General features: G+C 67.7%; 23 protein-coding genes. 11 read left to right on the top strand and 12 right to left on the bottom strand.

Annotation, left to right across the window (positions count from 1 at the left end; translation table 11 throughout):
• The first annotated feature begins 65 nt into the window (after positions 1–65).
• The 3 genes from AB839_RS16810 to AB839_RS16800 all read left to right on the top strand — a co-directional run bounded on the left by AB839_RS16810 (position 66) and on the right by AB839_RS16800 (position 2003).
• Positions 66–701 (top strand): NAD-dependent dehydratase, encoded by a 636-nt coding sequence (locus AB839_RS16810; RefSeq protein ID WP_197467692.1) that lies wholly within the window; start codon positions 66–68, stop codon positions 699–701.
• Positions 701–1408, top strand: a complete 708-nt coding sequence (locus tag AB839_RS16805; RefSeq protein WP_061480239.1) for a YafY family protein — start codon at positions 701–703, stop codon at positions 1406–1408. The genes AB839_RS16810 and AB839_RS16805 overlap by 1 nt, the downstream gene beginning before the upstream one ends.
• Before the next feature lie 208 nt (positions 1409–1616).
• Positions 1617–2003 carry a VOC family protein gene (locus AB839_RS16800; protein WP_061480238.1) on the top strand — a complete coding sequence of 129 codons (387 nt, stop codon included), beginning with the start codon at positions 1617–1619 and terminating at the stop codon, positions 2001–2003.
• Positions 2004–2198: 195 nt separating this feature from the next.
• On the opposite strand, the gene AB839_RS16795 is transcribed toward AB839_RS16800, so the two are convergent.
• The 4 genes from AB839_RS16795 to pdhA are packed head-to-tail and all read right to left on the bottom strand — an operon-like array spanning position 2199 to position 6087.
• Positions 2199–3593 carry a dihydrolipoamide acetyltransferase family protein gene (locus tag AB839_RS16795; protein WP_061480237.1) on the bottom strand — a complete coding sequence of 465 codons (1395 nt, stop codon included), beginning with the start codon at positions 3591–3593 and terminating at the stop codon, positions 2199–2201.
• Positions 3590–3943 (bottom strand): SH3 domain-containing protein, encoded by a 354-nt coding sequence (locus AB839_RS16790; protein WP_005411349.1) that lies wholly within the window; start codon positions 3941–3943, stop codon positions 3590–3592. The genes AB839_RS16795 and AB839_RS16790 overlap by 4 nt, the downstream gene beginning before the upstream one ends.
• Position 3944: 1 nt before the next feature.
• A complete protein-coding gene (locus tag AB839_RS16785) occupies positions 3945–5012 on the bottom strand; it encodes an alpha-ketoacid dehydrogenase subunit beta (RefSeq protein WP_061480236.1) in 1068 nt (355 codons plus the stop codon).
• The gene (gene pdhA, locus AB839_RS16780) at positions 5005–6087 is read right to left on the bottom strand and encodes a pyruvate dehydrogenase (acetyl-transferring) E1 component subunit alpha (RefSeq protein WP_061480235.1); all 1083 of its coding nucleotides are present in this window, start codon (positions 6085–6087) and stop codon (positions 5005–5007) included. The genes AB839_RS16785 and pdhA overlap by 8 nt, the downstream gene beginning before the upstream one ends.
• Positions 6088–6422: 335 nt before the next feature.
• Between pdhA and AB839_RS16775 the strand changes: the two genes are divergently transcribed.
• The 4 genes from AB839_RS16775 (at position 6423) to AB839_RS16760 (ending at position 10970) form a co-directional block, all read left to right on the top strand.
• Complete coding sequence (locus tag AB839_RS16775; RefSeq protein ID WP_061480234.1) at positions 6423–7298, top strand: tryptophan 2,3-dioxygenase family protein; 876 nt, start codon at positions 6423–6425, stop codon at positions 7296–7298.
• A gap of 181 nt (positions 7299–7479) precedes the next feature.
• The gene (locus AB839_RS16770) at positions 7480–8979 is read left to right on the top strand and encodes an oligopeptide:H+ symporter (RefSeq protein ID WP_061480233.1); all 1500 of its coding nucleotides are present in this window, start codon (positions 7480–7482) and stop codon (positions 8977–8979) included.
• 19 nt (positions 8980–8998) lie between these two features.
• On the top strand, positions 8999–9604 hold the full coding sequence (locus AB839_RS16765) for a thioredoxin family protein (RefSeq protein ID WP_061480232.1): 606 nt from the start codon (positions 8999–9001) through the stop codon (positions 9602–9604).
• A 226-nt stretch (positions 9605–9830) separates the two neighbouring features.
• Entirely contained in the window at positions 9831–10970 is a 1140-nt protein-coding gene (locus tag AB839_RS16760) for a hypothetical protein (RefSeq protein WP_061480231.1), read from the top strand.
• Between the two features lie 80 nt (positions 10971–11050).
• On the opposite strand, the gene AB839_RS16755 is transcribed toward AB839_RS16760, so the two are convergent.
• A complete protein-coding gene (locus AB839_RS16755; protein ID WP_061480230.1) occupies positions 11051–11542 on the bottom strand; it encodes a MarR family winged helix-turn-helix transcriptional regulator in 492 nt (163 codons plus the stop codon).
• 129 nt (positions 11543–11671) lie between these two features.
• Here AB839_RS16755 and hppD point away from each other — a divergent pair, with 129 nt between their 5' ends.
• Together hppD and hmgA are read left to right on the top strand one after the other, a co-directional pair.
• Positions 11672–12784 carry a 4-hydroxyphenylpyruvate dioxygenase gene (hppD, locus tag AB839_RS16750; protein WP_197467691.1) on the top strand — a complete coding sequence of 371 codons (1113 nt, stop codon included), beginning with the start codon at positions 11672–11674 and terminating at the stop codon, positions 12782–12784.
• A gap of 103 nt (positions 12785–12887) precedes the next feature.
• Complete coding sequence (hmgA, locus tag AB839_RS16745) at positions 12888–14186, top strand: homogentisate 1,2-dioxygenase (protein WP_005411339.1); 1299 nt, start codon at positions 12888–12890, stop codon at positions 14184–14186.
• 84 nt (positions 14187–14270) lie between these two features.
• Here the strand turns inward: hmgA and AB839_RS16740 are convergent, their stop codons facing one another.
• The gene (locus AB839_RS16740; protein WP_061480229.1) at positions 14271–14777 is read right to left on the bottom strand and encodes a hypothetical protein; all 507 of its coding nucleotides are present in this window, start codon (positions 14775–14777) and stop codon (positions 14271–14273) included.
• Positions 14778–14902: 125 nt separating this feature from the next.
• Here AB839_RS16740 and AB839_RS16735 point away from each other — a divergent pair, with 125 nt between their 5' ends.
• Together AB839_RS16735 and AB839_RS16730 are read left to right on the top strand one after the other, a co-directional pair.
• Positions 14903–15559 (top strand): hypothetical protein, encoded by a 657-nt coding sequence (locus tag AB839_RS16735; RefSeq protein ID WP_061480228.1) that lies wholly within the window; start codon positions 14903–14905, stop codon positions 15557–15559.
• Between the two features lie 73 nt (positions 15560–15632).
• On the top strand, positions 15633–16598 hold the full coding sequence (locus tag AB839_RS16730; protein WP_061480227.1) for a sodium:calcium antiporter: 966 nt from the start codon (positions 15633–15635) through the stop codon (positions 16596–16598).
• An 83-nt stretch (positions 16599–16681) separates the two neighbouring features.
• On the opposite strand, the gene AB839_RS16725 is transcribed toward AB839_RS16730, so the two are convergent.
• From AB839_RS16725 to AB839_RS16700, 6 genes are all read right to left on the bottom strand, one after another.
• Positions 16682–17071, bottom strand: a complete 390-nt coding sequence (locus tag AB839_RS16725; RefSeq protein ID WP_061480226.1) for a Na+/H+ antiporter subunit G — start codon at positions 17069–17071, stop codon at positions 16682–16684.
• Complete coding sequence (locus AB839_RS16720; RefSeq protein ID WP_005411334.1) at positions 17068–17352, bottom strand: K+/H+ antiporter subunit F; 285 nt, start codon at positions 17350–17352, stop codon at positions 17068–17070. The genes AB839_RS16725 and AB839_RS16720 overlap by 4 nt, the downstream gene beginning before the upstream one ends.
• Positions 17349–17855, bottom strand: a complete 507-nt coding sequence (locus tag AB839_RS16715; protein ID WP_061480225.1) for a Na+/H+ antiporter subunit E — start codon at positions 17853–17855, stop codon at positions 17349–17351. Before AB839_RS16715 ends, AB839_RS16720 begins: the two co-directional genes overlap by 4 nt.
• On the bottom strand, positions 17852–19387 hold the full coding sequence (locus tag AB839_RS16710; protein WP_061480224.1) for a monovalent cation/H+ antiporter subunit D: 1536 nt from the start codon (positions 19385–19387) through the stop codon (positions 17852–17854). Before AB839_RS16710 ends, AB839_RS16715 begins: the two co-directional genes overlap by 4 nt.
• Positions 19384–19776 (bottom strand): Na+/H+ antiporter subunit C, encoded by a 393-nt coding sequence (locus tag AB839_RS16705; RefSeq protein ID WP_010482669.1) that lies wholly within the window; start codon positions 19774–19776, stop codon positions 19384–19386. The genes AB839_RS16710 and AB839_RS16705 overlap by 4 nt, the downstream gene beginning before the upstream one ends.
• Positions 19776–20356 (bottom strand): MnhB domain-containing protein (locus tag AB839_RS16700; RefSeq protein WP_275045208.1); only part of this gene is annotated, 581 nt, incomplete at its 5' end. The genes AB839_RS16700 and AB839_RS16705, both read right to left, overlap by 1 nt.

The raw sequence follows: 20356 nt of genomic DNA, 5'->3' as shown, positions 1-20356 counted from the left end.
TCGGCGCGGCCGCCGAGGGCTTGAACGGCTAGGATGGGCGACAGGATGCCGCAGTGGAGGTGCTGATGCGCGTGATGTTGCTGGGGGCGACCGGCCTGGTCGGCGGGCTGACCCTTCCCAGACTGCTGGACGACCCGCGCTGCAGCGCCGTGGTGGCGCCCACCCGCCGCCCGTTGGGCGTAACCCACGGGAAGCTGGAGAACCCGGTGCTGGCCTTCGACGCGTTGCCCACCTCGCCCGAATGGGCGCGCGTAGACGCGGTCATCTGCGCGCTCGGCAGCACCATTGCCCAGGCCGGCAGCCGCGAGGCCTTCCATCGCATCGACCACGACTATCCGCTGGCGTTCGCACGGCTCGCACAGGCACAGGGGGCCAGTACCTATGTGCTGAATTCCGCGGCCGGCGCCAATCCACAGTCGTCGATCTTCTACAGCCGGGTGAAGGGCGAGCTGGAGCGTGACCTGCGCGCGCTGGGCTTCAACTCGTTGACCCTGGTCCGCCCAGGGCTGATCGGGGGTGAGCGCAACGAGGTGCGTCGCGGCGAGCGTTTCGCATTGACGGTACTCGGCGCACTGGGGCCAGTACTGCCACGGGCGTGGCGGATCAATCCGGCCAGCGAAATTGCCAAGGCACTGGTCGAGGCCGCACTCGCCCCGCAACCGGGTGAACACGTGGTGGCATCGAGCGCGCTGGCCGGCTGATGTCGCGTGCGCTGCGTCTGACCCAGCTTCAACAGCTGCTGCGCCGCCATCGGCGGCCGGTGGCCGGGCAGGTGCTGGCCGAAGCGCTGGGCATCAGCCTGCGCACGCTGTATCGCGATATCGAGACCCTGCGCGAGCAAGGCGCCGACCTGCGTGGCGAGGCCGGCGTCGGCTACCAGCTGACGCCGAGCGATACCCTGCCGCCGATGACCCTGCCACCGGCCGAGATCGACGCGCTCGTGCTGGGCCTGCGCTGGGTTGCGGCCCGTACCGAACCCGCGTTGGCCGAAGCCGCACGCGATGCTCTGGCGCGTATCGCCCATGTGTTGCCCGCAGCGCGGCGTGAGGCCTTGCGTGACAGTGGCCTGCGGGTGGGCCCTTCGCGTGCGGCGGCCAAGGTTCCCCCAGCTCGTCTGCAGGCCGTGCGAGAGGCTGTCGGTTCACAGCAGCGCCTGAAGTTCGGCTACGAGGACGCGCACGGCCAGCGCAGCGCGCGCGTCGTCTGGCCGTTCGCGCTGGGCTACTTCGATGAAGTGCCGATGCTGGCGGCCTGGTGCGAGCGCCGCGAGGATTTCCGCCATTTCCGCCTGGATCGCATCCGCCAGGTGCGTGTGCTGGAGGACTGCTACCGCGTGCCGCGCGCCACGCTGCTGCGGCGCTGGCAGAAGGCCCAGGGCATCGCGCCGGACTGGCTGGATCGCTCATAACCACAGCAACAGCCGGGACCCGGGGCGTGTAGAGTCGACTGTTAGTCGACTATCGCGCGCAGCGCGGAGTTTTAGGCAGGTTGAGGGAAGAGCAGTCGACTAACAGTCGACTCTACCGACAGACGACTCTACCGACAGTCGAATATGCTGACAGAATCTGTCAGCAGGCCAGTACCACCATGAACGCTCCCAACAACGGAGCTTCCCCATGTTCACGCCCAGCACCCTGCTGCAGTACGTGCGCGACGTCGCCGCCAGCGCCACCTTCTACAGCGGCATCCTCGGCAAACCGCCGGTCGAGCAGTCTCCTGGCTTCGCCCTGTTCCTGCTAGGCGATGGCGCCGCACTCGGCCTGTGGCAGCGCGACGATGTGCAACCACCGGTGTCCGCGCAGGCCGGCGCCGCCGAACTGGCGATGGTGGTGGCCAACCCCGACGCCGTGCAGCAGATGCACGATGCGTGGCGCGCACTCGGCGTGCAGATCCTGCAGGCCCCGGTGACACTGGAGTTCGGCCATACCTTTGTCGGGGCAGATCCTGATGGCCACCGCCTGCGTGTCTACAGTCGCGCCGAGGGTCTGGTCGCGCGCGATTGATCGCACGAATTCTGTAGAGCCGAGCCCATGCTCGGCCGCTTTTCAGTAGATCCACGCCATGCGTGGATGAAAGCATGAAGCAAGCCGAGCATGGGCTCGGCTCTACAGTGGAGCGGGCACAAAAAAACGCCGGGCAGTGCCCGGCGTTTCTCCAATTCATGTGCCAACCAAGGTTGGCACCACCGATCAGCTGGATCAGCTGGCCAGCGCCAGGTCGTCCATCATCGCGCGCAGGAAGCGGGCGGCCTCACCACCGGTAGCCGCGCGGTGGTCGAAGGTGACCGACAGCGGGATCACCTTGTGCGCTTCCACGCCGCCCATCACCGGGGTCATCTGGTGGCGGGCACGGCCGGCACCGACGATGGCCACGCACGGCGGCACCACGACCGGGGTCGCGTAGCGGCCGGCGAACATGCCGAAGTTGGACAGCGAGATGGTGTAGCCGCTCAGTTCCGAGGCGGCGATCGAACGCGATTCCACCTGCTCGCGCAGGCGATTGACGCCTTCGCGGATGCCGCGTGCATCGAGCATGTCGGCATTGCGCAGGGCCGGCACGAACAGGCCGTCGTCGGTGTCCACGGCGATGCCGATGTCTACCTGCGCGTGCAGGGTGCGGGTCAGTGCTTCACCGTCGAACCAGGCGTTCATGGCCGGCACCTTCTGCGCGGCAACGACAATGGCGCGCACCAGGCGGGCGGTGACGTCGTTGCCCGGCAGCCAGGCGTGGATGTCGGCGTCGTCGTTCAGCGTGGTCGGCACGACCTTGCTGTGCGCATCGGCCATGACGCGGGCCATGTTGCGGCGCACGCCCTTCAGCGGTTCCGGCTGGCCCTTGGCGACCACGCCCGGCGGCTGGGTGCGCATCGGCTTGCCGGCGGCGGACAGCGGGGTGCGGGCTTCGCTCTGCACCGGGGCAGACACCTGCGCCGGGGCCGGCGCGGCATACGCGGCGGCAACCGGTGCCGGAGCAGCGCCGAGCTTGGCGGTGCCGTTGGCGGCAGCCTGCTTGACGTCGGCCATGGTCACGGCGCCATCGGTGCCAGTAGCGGCCACGCGGCTCAGGTCCACGCCCAGCTTGCGCGCCATCGCACGCACGGCTGGCACGGCCTTGACGCCACCGACGGCCAGCGCCTGCTCGGCGTGCACGGCATTGGAGCTCTGCATCGCGCCGACCACGGTACCGGCGTCGTCACGCTCGGCCGCGGCGGGCTTGGCGTCCTCGGCGGCAATCGGAGCGGCCGCAGCCGGCAGCGGCGGCGGGGTCGGTGCGGCAGCCGGCGCGGCCGGTGCAGCGTGGCCATGGCTGTGGCCGGTGTCCTGGCCATCGGCACGCTGCGGCAGGTTCGGGTCCAGTTCGAAGCTGGCCAGCACCGAGCCGGTCGGGATGATGTCGCCGGCAGCGCCGGACAGTTTCAGCACCTTGCCGGAGAACGGCGAGGGCACTTCCACCACGGCCTTGGCGGTCTCCATCGACACCAGCGGCTCGTCCAGCTTGATCACATCGCCTTCCTTGACGAACCACTCGACGATGGTCGCGTCCGGCAGGCCTTCGCCCAGGTCGGGCAGGTTGAAGTTCTTGGTCTGGCTCATTTGCAGTTCTCTTCCAGCAGTTCCAGTTCGCGGGCCGGCAGCCAACCCGTCGCGCCATTGGCGCGCTCGGACCACCACCACCCGCCGTGTTCGTGATGAAGCTTCACCATCTCGCCGCTTTCCACATCCAGCTCGCGGGCGTCGTAGTCGCACAGGGCTTCGGCGCGACCCTCGTCCAGCAGCTGCAACCAGGCGATGGGCGCCCATCCAGCGCGCCCATCGTTGGTGCGTACCCAGGCAAACGCCGGCCATTCCTCGTCACGTACACCTACTTCGACGATCTGGCCGGTGTGGAACCGGAGCGGGTTGGGATACTGGCTGCGGTAAGCCCCCAGAAGGCGGGCCCGCATGTCAGCCGGCCGCCACCGAGCGCTTGGCCGCCGCCACGATCCGCTCAACGCTCGGCAGGTACTTCATTTCCAGGCGGAACAGCGGAATGTGGGTGTCGTAGCCAGTAACGCGCTCGACCGGGGCCAGCAGGTCGTAGATCGATTCCTCGGCCAGGCGCGCGGCGATCTCGGCGCCGAAGCCCGCGGTCTTCGGGGCCTCCTGCACGATCACGCAGCGGCCGGTCTTGGCCACCGATTCGGCGATGGTGGCGAAGTCCAGCGGGCGCAGCGTGGCCACGTCGATGACTTCGGCACTGATGCCTTCGCCGGCCAGCTTGTCGGCCGCTTCCAGGGCTTCCTTCACCTGCGCGCCCCAGGTCACCAGGGTCACGTCGGTGCCGTCGCGCAGCACGAAGCAGACGTCCAGCGGCAACGCTTCGCCGTCGTTGACGACCACTTCCTTGTACTGGCGATAGATGCGCTTGGGCTCCATGTAGATCACCGGATCCGGCTCGCGGATCGCAGCCAGCAGCAGGCCGTAGGCACGCTGCGGCGACGACGGCAGCACCACGCGCAGGCCCGGCACGTTGGTGAAGATCGCCTCGTTGGCTTCGCTGTGGTGTTCCGGCGCGCGGATGCCACCGCCCCACGGCACGCGCAGCACCATCGGGCAGTGCAGGCGGCCACGCGTGCGGTAACGCAGGCGCGCGGCGTGGCAGACGATATGGTCGACCATCGGGTACATGAAGCCATCGAACTGGGCTTCGGCCACCGGCTTCATGCCCTGCGCGGCAAGACCAATCGTCAGGCCGGCGATGGTGGTTTCATCCAGCGGGGTGTCGAGGATGCGGTCCGAGCCGAAGCGCTGCTGCAGGCCGGCGGTGGCGCGGAACACGCCGCCGTTGACGCCCACGTCCTCGCCCAGCACCAGCACCGACGGGTCATGTTCCAGCTCCCAGGCCAGCGCCTGGGTGATGGCTTCGATGAGGGTGATCGGGGTGGTGGTCATGCTGTCATCTCCGCGCGCGACAGCAGCGCTGTCGGCGGCGTTGGTGTGCGCGCCGGGCGCGCCGTTCTTGATCTCATCCATGGCGCTTCTCCAGGGCGATCGCCTGGGCACGCTGGGCCAGCAGGTCCGGCGGCGGATCGGCATACAGGAAGTCGAACATCGCCTCGACCGGCTGCACCGGCGTGTTGAGGTACAGGTTCACTTCCTCGTCCACGCGCGTGCCGCACTCGGCGACCCACGCGGCTTCCTCGTCCTCGCTCCACACGCCGGCGTTGACCAGGTACTTGCGCAGGCGCAGCATCGGCTCGCGCTGCCAGGCATCCTTCACTTCGGCGTCGTCGCGGTAGCGGCGCGCGTCATCGGCGGTGGTGTGGTCGGACAGGCGGTAGGTCATCAGTTCCAGCACGGTGCCGCCGTCGCCGGCCAGCGCACGTTCGCGCGCCTGTTCCATTGCCGCCAGCACCGCGATCAGGTCGTTGCCGTCCACCTGCAGGCAGTGCAGGCCGCCCGCCAGGCCCTTCTGCGCCAGCGTTTCGGCACCGGTCTGGGCCGAGCGCGGCACCGAGATGGCCCAGCCGTTGTTGACGATGCACAGAATCAGCGGCAGCTTGTAGGCGCCGGCCGAGTTCAGTGCCGCGTAGAAGTCGGTCTTGGAGCTGCCGCCGTCGCCGCACACCGCCACGGCGATCTGCGGTTCCTTGTTGAGCTTGAACTTCAGCGCAGCACCTGCCGCATGCAGGCACTGGGTGGAAATCGGCACGCAGAACGGGAAGTCCCTGGCCGCGTTGCCGCCGTAATCGTTGCCGCGTTCGTCGCCGCCCCAGTACATCAGCACGTCGTGCGGGCGCACGCCACGCATGAACATCGCGCCATACTCGCGGTACGAAGGCGCGAACACGTCGTCCTTCTGCATCGCCGCGCCGATACCCACGTGCGCGGCTTCATGGCCCAGGCAGGCGGCATAGGTGCCGAGCTTGCCGGTGCGCTGCAGCGCGATGGATTTGCTGTCGAACGTACGTACGAACAGCATCTGCTTGAACAGCGGTACCAGCACCTTGGGGTCGCGCAGCGACGCGGGCAGGTCGTCACGGACGAGCGTGCCGTCCGTGTCCAGGTACTGCAGGTATTCGATCTTGAATTCAGCGGCAACCGTCATTGCGTACTGCACCTTCGACAGAGAAGTTACAAATGATATGAATCGCCATGTTAAGGAACGCGTACGGAATAGCCTTCCTGCGCCGCAACACGGAGATTCCCCGTTTTACCCCTGCCGGCGGGTGGGGGGCCAATAACAACAACGTATTCAGTCGTTGCTGCAAAGCATCAGAATACGCCTCTGGCTGACCGCCGGTACAACGGCGCGGACGGTTCCACGCGCAGGCCCGGCATCGGCCGATGCTCCACGGCCAGCCGCACGCCCCGGTATGGACCCGGCGGCTGCCAGCGCGGCGGCAACGCGCTACCCTTGCCGCCCCCGATCTGGTCCCGCCCATGTCCGTCGACAACAACCAACGCGATCTCGAAGCCGGCATCCACACCGACCTGCAGGGACGCCTGACCTATGGCGGTTACCTGCGGCTGGACCAGCTGCTCAGCGCGCAGCAGCCGCTGTCCAGCCCGCCGCACCATGACGAGATGCTCTTCATCATCCAGCACCAGACTTCGGAGCTGTGGCTGAAGCTGCTGGGCCACGAACTGCGTGCCGCGATCGGCTTCCTGCAGCGCGATGAAGTCTGGCAGTGCCGCAAGGTGCTGGCGCGCAGCAAGCAGGTGCTGCGCCAGCTGACCGAGCAGTGGTCGGTGCTGGAAACGCTGACCCCGTCCGAATACATGGGCTTCCGCGACGTGCTGGGCCCGTCGTCGGGCTTCCAGTCGCTGCAGTACCGCTACATCGAGTTCCTGCTGGGCAACAAGAACGCGCAGATGCTGCAGGTGTTCGAGCACGACCCGGCCGGGCAGGCGCAGCTGCGCACCGTGCTGGAGGCGCCGAGCCTGTACGAGGAATTCCTGAAGTACCTGGCCCGCTTTGGCCATGCTGTCCCGGCGGTCTACGAGGCCCACGACTGGACCCAGCCGCACGTGGCCGACGACGCATTGCAGCCGGTCTTCGAGCGCATCTACCAGGACACCGACCGCTACTGGCGCGAGTACGCGCTGTGCGAGGACCTGGTGGACCTGGAGACGGCCTTCCAGCTGTGGCGATTCCGACACATGCGCACCGTGATGCGGGTGATCGGCTTCAAGCGCGGCACCGGCGGTTCGTCCGGCGTGGGCTTCCTGGCCAAGGCGCTGGAACTGACCTTCTTCCCCGAGCTGTTCCAGGTGCGCACCAGCCTGCAGGCCGTGCCCCCGGCAGCGCTGGGCTGATCCCCATTCAGCTTGGTTCCCGGCCCGCGGCTGGATCGTTTCAGATGCAAGTTCAGGGAGCAGGCTGCCACCTGCCTCAAACGGCGTGTATTTGACGTGAACGCCAGAAGTCGGTGATCCTCGCGCGTTGCTCCAACTGCACAGCGGACGTGCTCGTCATCCACCGAACCAGGAAATCCGCATGAGCGTAAACGCCACTGCGAACACCCCAGAGCCGGCACTGCCGGACTTCAAGACCACGCTGGGCCACCCGCGCCCGTTGTGGATGCTGTTCATGACCGAGTTCTGGGAACGCTTTGCGTTCTACGGCATCCGCTGGGCGTTGGTGCTCTACATCGTTGCCCAGTTCTACAACGGCAGCGCTGCCGGTGAAGGCGACGCCAGCCGCATCTATGGCGCCTACCTGGCCCTGGTGTACGCCGCGGCCATCTTTGGCGGCTACGTGGCCGACCGGGTACTGGGCTACCAGCGCTCGATCCTGACCGGCGCGATCATCATGGCCGCCGGCCTGTTCATGATCTCGCTGCCGCAGGAGCACATCTTCAAGCTCGGCCTGGCCACCATCATCGTCGGCAACGGCCTGTTCAAGCCCAACATCTCGACCATGGTCGGCAAGCTGTACGGCCTGAAGGACGAGCGCCGCGATTCGGGCTTCACCATCTTCTACATGGGCATCAACATCGGCGCGATGATCGCCCCGGTGCTGACCGAGTACCTGGCCCGCAAGGTGTTCGGTACCGATGCGATGCCGTCCTACAAGGTCGTGTTCATCGCCTCGGGCGTGGGCATGCTGATCTCGCTGGTGTGGTTCTACATCGGTCGTGCCGGCCTGAAGGGCATCGGTGCACCGCCGGCCGGCGCGGAAGGCTTCGGCCGCATCATCATGGTGCTGGCCGGTGCCGTGGTCGCCATCCCGGTGGCCTACTTCCTGCTGGCTACCGGCGCCACCGCGCTGGCCTGGATCCTGGGCGCGATGTTCACCGCGCTGGCCATCCTGCTGCTGGTCGAGGGCGTCCGCGAGGGCAAGGTGCAGCGCGACCGCGTGATCGCGATGCTGATCATCTTCGCCTTCAACGTGATGTTCTGGATGTTCTTCGAACAGGCCGGCAGCTCGTTCACCTTCCTGGCCGAGAACATCGTCAACCGCCAGTTCGGCAGCTGGACCTTCCCGACCGCGTGGTTCCAGTCGGTCAACTCGGTGGCGATCATCACCCTGGCACCGGTCATCGCCTGGATCTGGGTGGCGATGGGCCGCGCCAATCCGTCCATCCCGCGCAAGTTCGGCCTGGGCCTGCTGTTCAACGGCGCCGCCTTCGCGCTGCTGATGTTCGCCCTGTCGCAGATGGTGGTGGACGGCAAGATCCCGTTCTGGACCCTGTTCATGGTCTACGTCATCCAGTCCGTGGGTGAGCTGTGCCTGTCGCCGATCGGCCTGTCGATGGTGACCAAGCTGGCCCCGGTGCGCCTGGTCGGCTTCGGCATGGGTGGCTGGTTCCTGTCCACCGGCATCGGCAACAACCTGTCGGGCATCTTCGCTGGCGTGGTCAGTGGTGAAGGCGGCATGACGGTCGAGTCGGCCCTGAAGGGGTATACCTTCGGGTTCTGGGCCCTGATCGGCTCCGGCGTGGTGCTGTTCCTGATCGCCCCGCTGATCAACAAGCTGATGCACGGCGTCAAGTAATGAAGCGAGGGTAGAAAGCATGCGCAGCAAGCTCGGTGGTGCAATGGTGGTGGTCTGTGCGGCGCTGATCGGCGCCTGTTCCCAACCGCAACCGCCTGCCACCGCCGAGCCCACGCAGCCGCTGGACACCCGACCCACCGAGCCACCGGTCGCTGACCCCAGCGAACCGGTGGCCTCGGGCAACACCCCGGTGGCGGCAGACATCGCCGCCATCGCTGGGCTCGGCGCGCAGTTCGACCCGGCCCGCAACCCCGCCGACGACCTGGCCACCGCCAAGGTGGAAGCCCAGCGCGGCAAGAAGCGCATCCTGCTGGAGGTCGGCAACGCCGCCTGCGAACGCTGCCGGGCGCTGGACGATGTGGTGGAAGGCAGCGGCGACCTGCGTCGCTTCCGCGATGCCCACTACGTGTGGGTGAAGGTCAACGCCAGCGACGAACAGCCCAACACCGCCTTCTTCGCCCAGTTCCCGGTGATGGAGCGCGACTACCCGCACCTGCTGGTACTGGACGCCGATGGCAGCCTGCTGGTCTCGCAGGCCACTGCTGAGCTGCGCAAGGGCGAAGCCTTCCAGCCTGCGCGGGTGAGCGCGTTCCTCAAGCAGTGGGCACCCGACAAACCGGAATAGGGGAGTGCCGGCCGCTGGCCGTCATGCTCTGGTGGATGCCGACCGCGGCCGCCTACCCCGGTGGGTGCCGACCGTTGGTCGGCACAGAAGTGCATCCACGCATGGCGTGGCTCTACTGTGGTTGCGGTCACACTCTCTGAATCGGCATCTCAACTTCGCAACGCGCTCGCCGTTACCGGCAAGGACCTCAGTCGACGCCCCGTCGACGCAACCTACCGGAACGCCCATGCACAGCGACCACGCCGAACGATTGCCCGAACCTGCCAGCCACCTGGCCGAGGGTGGGGCAGGCGAGGGCGTGACTTTGCCGGCGCAGGAAACCCTGTTGGACGACGCCGGCACCGGCGAGGAAACCGTCGAACTGGCCCCGCCGCGCCATCGCCTGCCGCAGATCGCGCTGCCCGATAACGTGGTGCTGAAGGGTGCGGTGCAGAAACTGGTCGAGCAGAAGGCGCGCCTTGATGCGCTGGCCGCCGAAGGCCAGCTGGCCGGGCTGCTGCCGCCGGAATGGCAGGGCCATGGCGCGCGCGCGATCGAGCTGTCCACCTTCATCCAGGGCGTGCTGCCGTTCCTGCAGACCGGGGAGCGTGGCGAAACCGCGCCTGCCCGTCTGCCGGTGCGGCACGTGCTGGGGGATGACAGCCGGTGGGGCCTGGAGGATGTCACCGAGCCGAAGTCGTTGGCGTGGTACCTGGCCAGTGACGAGCGCGCCACGGCGGGCAGCAAGGACGTGGCGGAGGCGTACCTGGTGGGTGCGCTGGGCCTGGCGTGGATGCAGGAAGGGCGCAGCCGCCCGGGCTTCCTGCGTGCGATGGGCCAGGACAGCCTGGCGGCGCGGGTGACCATGCTGGGTTATCCGCCCGCCAACGAACTGGCGCTGTACAACGTCACCGCGCAGGGCCAGCCGCAGATCTGGTGCGTGCACGGCCGCCGCCGCATGCGCCCGCTGGTGGCGCCGTGGCTGAGCGTGCCGCTGCTGACCGCTTACGGCGTGCCGGCCCCGGTGGCGTGGCCGTCCAGCTTCCCACCGGTGGAGGCCGTGGCCGAAGTGCTGGCGACCGCCCGCCTGGGGCGCGCGCTGCCGGAAGTGGATCTGGGCAAGGTGGTGGCGAAGATCGCCGAGGATGCCGCGTCCGACGCCTGGCAACCGGTCAGCCTGCTGCAGCTCAATACCTGGTCACCGCGCTGGCATTTCTTCCTGGGCACCTTCGTCGGCCTGCCGTCGCTGCTGCTGGTGGCTGCGGCGCTGGCGCTGCCCGGCGCGGTCGAGGCGGCCACGGTTGCCGCCTCGCTGGGCTTCGCCGGCGGCGCCATCGCAGCACTGGCCGTGCCGTGGATCCACGCAAGGCGCAAGCACCTGAGCTGAAAAAAGGGGACGGAGGGGATTAGGTCGTTTCAGGCACACCTGTGCTCATTACGACTTAATCCCCTCCGTCCCCTTTTCGTTCAGACCCCTTCGCCCATCCGCTCCAGGCCTTCGCCGGCCAGGCGCAGGATCAGCTTTTCCAGCAGTTGTTCTTCCTCGTCGCTCAGGACCGACATCAGCTTGCGGGTGATCTCGATCACCATCGGCGCGATGGTCTCGTACACCTCGAAGCCGGCGGCCGACAGCGCCAGTACCGAGCGGCGGCGGTCGTCGCCATGCGTCTCGCGCTTGATGAAGCCGCGCTCCAGCAGGCGGGCCACGGCGCGGCTGACCGCCACCTTGTCCATCGCCGTGCGGTCGGAGACCTCGCTGGCCGAGGAGCCCGGGTACAGCGCCAGGATGGTGATCACCCGCCACTCAGGGATCGCCAGACCGTAACGATCGCCGTATAGCTTGGCGATGTTGCCGCTGACCCGGTTGGACAGCACGCTCAGCCGGTACGGCAGGAACTGTTCCAGGTCGAGCAGGACGTGCGAGGCACGCAGGCGGGTCGAGGCGGGATCGGGGCTCATGTTGCGGTGCACCTTGCTGGTGGTTTCAAGTGTAACTATAAGGGGTGGGTCCAGACCCTGCATTCTCGCCGGGTCCCTACCTGCCCGCACCTGGTTTGTACCGATGCGGTACCGATTCGGAGCCACGCCATGAATACCGCAGTCCCGACCGCCTCGCATCCCAACCCCGGCATGCAGGTCACCACCTTCGAGAACCCGATGGGCATCGACGGCTTCGAGTTCGTCGAATTCGCCGCCCCGGCCGGCCGCGGCCAGGAGCTGCACGAGTACTTCCGGAAGATGGGCTTCAGCGCGGTGCTCAAGCACAAGCAGCGTCCGATTACCGTCTATCGCCAGGGCGACGTCAACTTCCTGGTCAATGAAGACCCCGATTCGTTCGCCGCCGACTTCGCCGAAAAGCATGGTCCGTGCGCCTGCGGCTTCGCCATCCGCTTCAAGAAACCGGGCCAGGAGGTCTACCAGACCGCGCTGGGCAACGGCGCCGAAGCCATCGCCTTCAAGCCGGACAGCAAGGCGGTCAGCGCCCCGGTCATCAAGGGGATCGGCGACTGCATGCTGTACCTGGTCGATCGCTACGGCGCGGCCGGTAGCATCTACGACGGCGACTACGAGCCGATCGCCGGTGCCGACCTGCACCCGGTGGGCTTCGGCCTGACCTTCATCGACCACCTGACCCACAACCTGTACTTCGGCAACATGCAGCAGTGGTCGGACTACTACGAGCGCCTGTTCAACTTCCGCGAGATCCGCTACTTCGACATCAAGGGCCTGAAGACCGGCCTGGTGTCCAAGGCGATGACCGCGCCGGACGGCATCGTGCGCATCCCGCTGAACGAATCGTCCGACCCGAAGAGCCAGATCAACGAGTACCTGGACGCGTACAAGGGCGAGGGCATCCAGCACATCGCCTGCTTCACCGAGAACATCTACGACACGGTCGAAGCGATGCGCGCGCAGGGCGTGGACTTCCTCGACACGCCGGAGACCTACTTCGACGTGATCGACCAGCGCGTGCCGAACCACGGTGAAGACGTGCCGCGCCTGGCCAGGAACAAGATCCTGATCGATGCCGATCCGGAAACCCACCAGCGCAAGCTGCTGCAGATCTTCACCCAGAACTGCATCGGCCCGATCTTCTTCGAGATCATCCAGCGCAAGGGCAACGAGGGCTTCGGCGAAGGCAACTTCACCGCGCTGTTCGAGAGCATCGAGCGCGACCAGATCCGCCGCGGCGTGCTGTAAGGTCCTGGGCAGCGCCGGGTCACGCCCGGCGCCTGCTTGCCTGTAGAGCCGAGCCATGCTCGGCTGCTTTCCGTTCCGGTCTTGCCGTTTTTCAGGAGCCCCCATGTCCCCCGCCATCACCGCCCGCGGCTACCAGTCCGGCTTCGGCAACGAATTCGCCACCGAGGCCGTCGCCGGCGCGCTGCCGGTCGGGCAGAACTCGCCGCAGAAGGTGGCCCACGGCCTGTACGCCGAACAGTTGACCGGCACCGCGTTCACCGCGCCGCGCGGCAGCAATCGCCGCAGCTGGCTGTACCGGATCCGTCCGGCGGTGACCCATGGCGAGTTCACCCCGTTCGCGCAGTCGCAGCTGCAATGTGATTTCGGCGCACAGCCGGCCTCGCCGAACCAGCTGCGCTGGAGTCCGCTGCCGCTGCCGGAGCTGCCGACCGACTTCGTCGAAGGCCTGTACACGATGGGGGGCAACGGTTCGCCCGATGCGCATGCTGGCGTGGGCATCCACCTCTACGCTGCCAACCGCGACATGGTCGGCCGCTACTTCTACGATGCCGACGGTGAGCTGCTGATCGTGCCGCAGCTGGGCGCGCTGCGCCTGCTGACCGAGCTGGGCGTGATCGAGATCGAGCCGCAGCAGATCGCGGTGATCCCGCGCGGCGTGCGGTTCCGCGTTGAACTGCCCGATGGCCCGAGCCGCGGCTACATCTGCGAGAACTACGGTGCGCTGCTGAAGCTGCCCGACCTTGGCCCGATCGGTTCCAACGGCCTGGCCAATCCGCGCGACTTCGAAACCCCGCACGCGGCGTTCGAGGATGTCGATGGCGATTTCGAGCTGATCGCCAAATTCGAGGGCCGCCTGTGGCGTGCGCCGATCGACCATTCGCCGCTGGACGTGGTGGCCTGGCACGGCAACTACGCGCCGTACCGCTACGACCTGCGCCGCTTCAACACCATTGGCTCGATCAGCTACGACCACCCGGATCCGTCGATCTTCCTGGTGCTGCATTCGCCCAGCGACACGCCGGGAACCAGCAACATGGATTTTGCGATCTTCCCGCCGCGCTGGCTGGTGGCGCAGAACACGTTCCGCCCGCCGTGGTTCCACCGCAACATCGCCAGCGAATTCATGGGCCTGGTGCACGGTGCCTACGATGCCAAGGCCGAAGGCTTCGTGCCGGGCGGCGCATCGCTGCACAACTGCATGAGCGGCCACGGCCCGGACGCACCGACCTTCGACAAGGCGTCCAATGCCGATCTGTCCAAGGCGGACGTGATCAAGGACACGATGGCCTTCATGTTCGAGACCCGCGCGGTGATCCGCCCGACCGCACAGGCCCTGGCCGCCGGCCACCGTCAGGGCGACTACCAGCAGTGCTGGAACGGCCTGCGCAACAACTTCCGCTGACCCGAAAAAGGGGACGGAGGGGATTAAGCCGCAATCAGCACACGTGTGCTTGAAACGACTTAATCCCCTCCGTCCCCTTTTTCTTCAGGCCACCTCGGCGAACGCGTCGCAGTGCTCCAACGGCAGCGCTTCCAGCAGGCGTTGGCGTACGCGCTGGCAGTAGCCTTCCGAGGTCAGCCCGGGCAGCGTCCGCATCGCAGACTGAAGTACCTGCAGGACATCGCTCTCGGCCCGGGCCTGTTGCAGTTCGCGGAACAGGGCCACTGCCTGTGGGTGGCGCTGCATCTCCAGGATCCCCAGCACGTAGATGCGCGCGGCCACCAGTGAGCGGCGGCGTTCGCTGCCGGTTGCGGGTGCAGCCGCGGCTGCGGGTGGTGGCGGGGCGGCTGTGGCGGCGGTCCCGGTGCTCAGGTAACCGGCCTGCACCAGCTGGATGACCATGGCCGCCGCGTCCTGGCCGATCAGGCCGGTGAGGTCGGCCAGGGTGCGCTGGCCGTCGCACAGGATCAACAACCGGCGCTGGCGCATGTCCAGCGGCGCGCGATGGGCTTGCAGCGCGGTTCGGGCGAGTTCGGTCTTGCGCGGTTGCATGGAAGGGACAGCCAGGTCGGTGCACGCCGAGCCTGAACGAGGGCGATGAAACCGCGATGACAATGCAGCCTCTGCACGCGCGCTGCGCTAGCGTGCAGCTACCTTCGTGCCAGGGAACCGCACCGATGAAGCACCTCCCGATTGCTGGTCTGTTGCTCCTTTCGCTCGCCGCCTGCAGTGGCGGCCCCGACAAGCAGGGCGCCGCCGGCAGCGGCAGCGACACCCCGGCGGAAACCGCCTCGGCGACCGGTCCGGCCCAGTCGACGGATCCTGATCTGGCGGCCCGCCCGGCGAACGACCTCCGCAAGGACAGCCCGGCGCGCCTGGATGGCTTCGGCGGCGTCACGCTGGGCGCAGGCATCGCCGAGGTCCGCAGCGGCTTCGGCACGCCGCTGCAGGGACTGGGCACCGACGCCAGTGGCAAGCCCTTGCCCGCCGACGACGGCAACGACGGCTGCTACTTCCTGCGCCCGCAGGATGCCGAGGACCCGCGGCTGATGATCGAAGGCCGCAAGCTGGTGCGCTACGACGTGCGCAGCGCCGCCATCACTGCACCGGGCGGCGGCAAGGTCGGCATGACCCTGGGCGAGCTGCAGGTGCTGTATCCCGAGCGCGCTGACGTCGGTCCCGACAAGTACGACGAGAAGGCCCAGCACCTGCGCGTGCGGCCGGCGCAGGAGGGCGGGGCAGTGATCGACTTCGCGCTCGGTGCCGATGGCCGGGTGGGGGCCTGGCGGGTCGGGCAGACCCCGCAGGTCGACTATGCGGAAGGCTGTGGCTGATCCTTGATCCACCGCCCAGCCATGCGCTCGGGCCACGCGTAGAATCGCGCCACCACTGCTGGGGGAGTGCTCGATGATCGCCATTGCCATTGCCTGGTTCCTGCTTGGCCTGCTGCTGCTGGCCCTGGGCGGGGACTCCATCGTCAAGGCCGTGTCCGGCCTGGCCCAGCGTTTCGGGGCCAGCCCGTTCACCGCCGGATTGCTGCTGCTCGGGGTGGCCACCTCGTTGCCGGAACTGGCGGTCAACGCACGCGCGCTGGCGGTGGGCCAGCCAGAGCTGGCGCTGGGCAATGCGGTCGGCAGCAGCATCGTCAATCTGGGCCTGACCCTGGCCGTGGCCGCCATCGCCGCGCCCCTGTTGCTGCGCGCGCGCCTGCAGGCGGTGCTGTGGTGGTCGCTGCTGGCGGCCGCCGTGCTGCTGATCCTGTTCGGCCTGGATGGTCACCTGGTGCGCTGGGAAGGCGGCGTGCTGGTGGCGGGCTTCATCGTCATGCAGGTGCTGCTGCTGCGCCGCGGCCGCGTCGAGAGCGCCGAGGTGCAGGCAGCCATCGCCGAATCCGCGCTGAGCCGCACCAGCCTTCCGTTGAACGTGCTGCGCGTGCTGATCGCCGCACTGACCCTGTACTGGGGCGCGCGCCTGGTGGTGGGTGCTGCGGCCGACTTCGGTGCCGCACTGGGCTGGACGCCGTTGCTGGTCGGCCTGTTGCCGGTGGCGATCGGCACCGCACTGCCGGAGGTGGCCACTGCCATTGCCGCCTCGCGTCGCGGGCATGGCGACATGGTGCTCGGCCACGTACTGGGTTCCAGCGTGGTCAACCTGCTGCTGGTGATCGGCGCGATGGCGGTGTTGCAGCCGTTGGCGTTGCCGGCCTCGTTCGTGCGCCTGGAACTGCCGGCGCTGTTGGCGTTCGCGCTGGTGCTGTATCCGATGCTGCGCGGCGACCTGAAGATCAGTCGTGGCGAAGGCGGGATCCTGCTGGTCGCGTTCGTAGGCTGGTTCGTGCTGGAGCTGCTGCTGGTCGGCGCACCGGCGCTGTAGAGCCGAGCCCATGCTCGGCCGCTGTTCGTGCCGACCAGCGGTCGGCACCTACCGGGCGTCACATTGCCGGCCAGCGGCCGGCACTACCGCTTCTGCGTGGTTTCTTCTTCCCGCACCGGTTCCGGCGGCGGCAGCTGCTCCTCGGCGGCCGGCTCGTTGCCCGGCAGGCTGGGGCGGGTTTCCATCAGCAGCGACAACGCCGCCTTGGCCATCATGTGCGCGCTGATCGGTGCGGTGATGAACAGGAACACGGTGATCAGCAGCTCGCGTGGCTGCGGGTCCTGGCCGAGGAAGATGTGGTAGCAGACCGAGCACACCAGCACGCACCCCACGCCCAGCGTGCTGGCCTTGGTCGGTGCGTGCAGGCGCTTGAAGAAGGTGGACAGCTTCACCAGGCCCAGTGCGCCGACCAGGATGAAGAAGCAGCCGAACAGCAGCAGGATCGACAGGCCGATCTGGATCGCGGTGATCATTCGACGATGTCCCGGCGCAGCACGAACTTGCTCAGCACCACGGTGCTGCCGAAGCCGAGCATGGCGATGATCAGCGCCGCCTCGAAGTAGATCGGCGAGTTGAGGTACATGCCGAACAGCATCAGCTCGGCGATCGCGGTCACCGACAGCGTGTCCAGCGCGAGGATGCGGTCGGGCACGGTCGGCCCGCGCAGCAGGCGCCAGGTGGCCAGCAGCATCGCCAGGCCGACCACGTGCATGCACACCACCAGGGTGGTCTGGATGACTTCAAAACCGGTCATGGGAAGATCTCCATCAACGGCGCCTCGTAGCGGCGCTTGATCGTATCGATCAGGTCCTGTGGGTCCTCCAGGTGCAGCACGTGCACCAGCAGGAACTTGCGGTCGTCGCTGAGCGCGGCCGAGACCGTGCCCGGGGTCAGCGTGATCATGCTGGTCAGCGCGGCGATGCCGTGGATGTTGGCGATGTCCAGCGGCAGCCAGATGAAACCGGGGTGGATGTTCTTCTCCGGCCCCAGTACCTGCAGGGCGACACGGATGTTGGACATCAGGATGTCCCACAGGGTCACGCACAGCAGTTTCGGCAACGGGCGCAGGGTGCCGATGCGGGCGAACTCGCGATCCAGGCGCGCGGCGAACAGCGGCACCACCACGCCCAGCACCAGCCCCAGCACGATCTGGCCGAGGGTGAAGCTGTCGGACATCAGCAGCCAGAATGCCACCACCATGATGCTGAGCATCGGCGACGGAATCAGGCGACGGAACAGGGAGCGCTGGGCGGTCATGGCTGGCGGATCTCCGGTGCAGTCGCACGCAGCTGCTGCACGTACTCGCTGGGGTGCAGCAGCTGCGCGGCGGTGGCGTCGGTGTAGCGCATCAGCGGTGCTGCGGCCAGGGTCATGCCGATGCCGTAGGCCAGCAGGATGCAGGCCGCGTACAGCTCGACCCGGCGCAGCCGCGCCTTGCGTGGTACCGGCGCTTGCGGATCGACCGGCGGCACGCGCCAGAACAGGCGGATGCCCCCCCGGGTCAGGCCCATGATCACCAGCAGGCTGCTGACCAGAACGGCGGTCCAGACCGGGCCGGTGTACTGCGCCGGCATGCCGGCCAGCAGCGCAGCCTTGGCCAGGAAGCCGGACAGCGGCGGCAGGCCGGCCACCGACACCGCGCCGATCAGGAACAACACGGCGGGCGTCTCCTTGCCCGGCATCGGCGCGACCACTTCCTTGCGGTCGCTGGCGCTACCGCGACGGCGGCGGATCAGATCGGCGACCAGGAACAGCGCGGCAGCGACGAAGCTGCTGTGTGGCAGGTAGTACAGGCCAGCCGAGAGCACCTGGGGCGTGCCCACCGAGAAGGCGATGAACAGCGTGGCCGCCGACACGATCACCAGGTAGGAGATCAGTACGCGCAGGCGGGTCGCGGCCAGCGCGCCGAGGCCGCCCAGCACCAGCGTTGCGACGCCGGCCCACAGCAGCCAGTCGCGGCCATAGCCGGCCATCGCGCCGGCATCGTCGCCGAACCACAGCATCTGGATGCGCAGCACCGAGTACAGGCCGACCTTGGTCATGATCGCGAACAGCGCCGCCACCGCCGCCGGTGCGCGCGAATAGGCTTCCGGCAGCCACAGGTACAGCGGCATCAGCGCGGCCTTGGCGCAGAACACCAGCAGCAACAGGCCCATCGTCGCCTTCACCAGGGTCAGCTGTGCCGGCGGTACCTCGGCGATGCGCTGCGACAGCTCGGCCATGTTCAATGAGCCCAGCGAGGCATACAGCAGGCCCAGCGCGACCAGGAACAGGGTCGAGGCGGTGACGTTGAACACCACGTAGTGCAGGCCGATGCGCATGCGCAGGCCGCGGCCGCCACTGAGCAGCAGGCCGTAGGAGGCGATCAGCATCACCTCGAAGAACACGAACAGGTTGAAGATGTCGCCGGTCAGGAACGCGCCGTTGAGGCCGACCAGCTGGAACTGGAACAGCGCATGGAAGTGCGGCGCGCGGCGGTCCCAGCCCGAGCAGGCGTGCAGCAGGCAGGGAATGGCCAGCAGCAGGGTGGTCAGCAGCATCCACGCCGACAGCCGGTCGGCCACCAGCGCGATGCCCAGCCGCGACGGCCAGTCGCCCAGCAGGTAGACGTTGATTTCACCACTGGCCGTGGTGGCAAACAGCAGGCCGACCGCCAGCGCCAGCGCCGACAGCGCGGTCCAGGCCACCGCGCGCTGCACCCGGGGGCCATAGCGGCGGTGTTCGACGAACAGCGACAGTGCAGCACCCAGCAGCGGAATCAGGATCGGCAGGATCACCAGATGATTCATGCGCGGTCCTCGTCCTGGCGCGGCGGCACGCGCTCATCCTGCAGGTCGTCATCCGGTTCGTGAGCGTCCACGTGGTCGCTGTGGTTGTCGCTGCGGCTGCGCATGGCCAGCACAATGCTCACCGCGGTCATCGCAAAGGCGATCACGATCGCGGTCAGCACCAGCGCCTGTGGCAGCGGGTCGGTGTAGTTGCCCAGGTGGCTGTCCACGCCTTCCTGCAGCACCGGCGCCTTGCCCAGCACCACGCGGCCGCCGGCGAAGATCAGCAGGTTGGTGGCGTAGGACAGGAAGGTCATGCCGAGGATCACATCGAAGCTGCGCGCACGCAGCAGCAGGTAGATGCCGATGGCGGTCAGCACGCCGATCGCGGTAGCCAGGGCCAGTTCCATCAGTGCATCTCCCCGGTGCGGGCCGAACGGCGTTGCAGGTCGATCTCACCCTTGCGGGCGGTGCGGGTACGCGACGGCTTGATCGTGCCCATCATCGACAGCATCAGCATGGCGCCGCCGAACACCACCAGGTAGACGCCGATGTCGAAACCGATCGCGCTGGCCAGCGGCACGTCGCCGATCAGCGGCAGGTGCAGGTCCAGGTGCCCGCTGGTCAGGAACGGTACGCCGAACAGCATCGAGGCGCTGCCGCTGAGCAGGGCGATCAGCAGGCCCATGCCGATGCAGCGGATGTAGTCGAAGCCGAAGCGCGATTCCACCGACGCGGTGCCCTGGATCACGTACTGGATCAGCAGCGGTACCGCCAGCACCAGGCCGGCGATGAAGCCGCCACCCGGTGCGTTGTGCCCGCGCAGGAACAGGAAGATCGACACGGTCAGGGTCAGCGGGAACATGATCTGCGCCAGGTCGGCCGGCACCGGCAGCTTGATCGGCGGGCCGGGCATGATCTGCTCCGGCGCCATCCGCGTGCGCCGCAGCAGGGCGTGCACCACCAGCGCGGCGATGCCGAACACGGTGA

The sequence above is a fragment of the Stenotrophomonas sp. DDT-1 genome, assembly GCF_001580555.1.
Classification (GTDB): Bacteria; Pseudomonadota; Gammaproteobacteria; order Xanthomonadales; family Xanthomonadaceae; genus Stenotrophomonas; species Stenotrophomonas sepilia.
Note: the sequence above shows the minus strand (reverse complement) of the source record. Positions and strands in the feature narration are given on the sequence as shown.

Excerpts from the sequence above, each read along its gene's own strand:
- AB839_RS16730 (WP_061480227.1), top strand. The coding sequence starts at position 15,633 with ATGATCGCCATTGCCATTGCCTGGTTCCTGCTTGGCCTGCTGCTGCTG.
- AB839_RS16760 (WP_061480231.1), top strand. The coding sequence starts at position 9,831 with ATGCACAGCGACCACGCCGAACGATTGCCCGAACCTGCCAGCCACCTG.
- AB839_RS16805 (WP_061480239.1), top strand. The coding sequence starts at position 701 with ATGTCGCGTGCGCTGCGTCTGACCCAGCTTCAACAGCTGCTGCGCCGC.
- AB839_RS16735 (WP_061480228.1), top strand. The coding sequence starts at position 14,903 with ATGAAGCACCTCCCGATTGCTGGTCTGTTGCTCCTTTCGCTCGCCGCC.
- AB839_RS16790 (WP_005411349.1), bottom strand. The coding sequence starts at position 3,943 with ATGCGGGCCCGCCTTCTGGGGGCTTACCGCAGCCAGTATCCCAACCCG.
- AB839_RS16740 (WP_061480229.1), bottom strand. The coding sequence starts at position 14,777 with ATGCAACCGCGCAAGACCGAACTCGCCCGAACCGCGCTGCAAGCCCAT.
- AB839_RS16785 (WP_061480236.1), bottom strand. The coding sequence starts at position 5,012 with ATGGATGAGATCAAGAACGGCGCGCCCGGCGCGCACACCAACGCCGCC.
- AB839_RS16715 (WP_061480225.1), bottom strand. The coding sequence starts at position 17,855 with ATGACCGCCCAGCGCTCCCTGTTCCGTCGCCTGATTCCGTCGCCGATG.
- pdhA (WP_061480235.1), bottom strand. The coding sequence starts at position 6,087 with ATGACGGTTGCCGCTGAATTCAAGATCGAATACCTGCAGTACCTGGAC.
- AB839_RS16725 (WP_061480226.1), bottom strand. The coding sequence starts at position 17,071 with ATGATCACCGCGATCCAGATCGGCCTGTCGATCCTGCTGCTGTTCGGC.
- hmgA (WP_005411339.1), top strand. The coding sequence starts at position 12,888 with ATGTCCCCCGCCATCACCGCCCGCGGCTACCAGTCCGGCTTCGGCAAC.
- AB839_RS16755 (WP_061480230.1), bottom strand. The coding sequence starts at position 11,542 with ATGAGCCCCGATCCCGCCTCGACCCGCCTGCGTGCCTCGCACGTCCTG.
- hppD (WP_197467691.1), top strand. The coding sequence starts at position 11,672 with ATGAATACCGCAGTCCCGACCGCCTCGCATCCCAACCCCGGCATGCAG.
- AB839_RS16720 (WP_005411334.1), bottom strand. The coding sequence starts at position 17,352 with ATGACCGGTTTTGAAGTCATCCAGACCACCCTGGTGGTGTGCATGCAC.
- AB839_RS16775 (WP_061480234.1), top strand. The coding sequence starts at position 6,423 with ATGTCCGTCGACAACAACCAACGCGATCTCGAAGCCGGCATCCACACC.
- AB839_RS16810 (WP_197467692.1), top strand. The coding sequence starts at position 66 with ATGCGCGTGATGTTGCTGGGGGCGACCGGCCTGGTCGGCGGGCTGACC.
- AB839_RS16710 (WP_061480224.1), bottom strand. The coding sequence starts at position 19,387 with ATGAATCATCTGGTGATCCTGCCGATCCTGATTCCGCTGCTGGGTGCT.
- AB839_RS16770 (WP_061480233.1), top strand. The coding sequence starts at position 7,480 with ATGAGCGTAAACGCCACTGCGAACACCCCAGAGCCGGCACTGCCGGAC.
- AB839_RS16800 (WP_061480238.1), top strand. The coding sequence starts at position 1,617 with ATGTTCACGCCCAGCACCCTGCTGCAGTACGTGCGCGACGTCGCCGCC.
- AB839_RS16795 (WP_061480237.1), bottom strand. The coding sequence starts at position 3,593 with ATGAGCCAGACCAAGAACTTCAACCTGCCCGACCTGGGCGAAGGCCTG.
- AB839_RS16705 (WP_010482669.1), bottom strand. The coding sequence starts at position 19,776 with ATGGAACTGGCCCTGGCTACCGCGATCGGCGTGCTGACCGCCATCGGC.
- AB839_RS16765 (WP_061480232.1), top strand. The coding sequence starts at position 8,999 with ATGCGCAGCAAGCTCGGTGGTGCAATGGTGGTGGTCTGTGCGGCGCTG.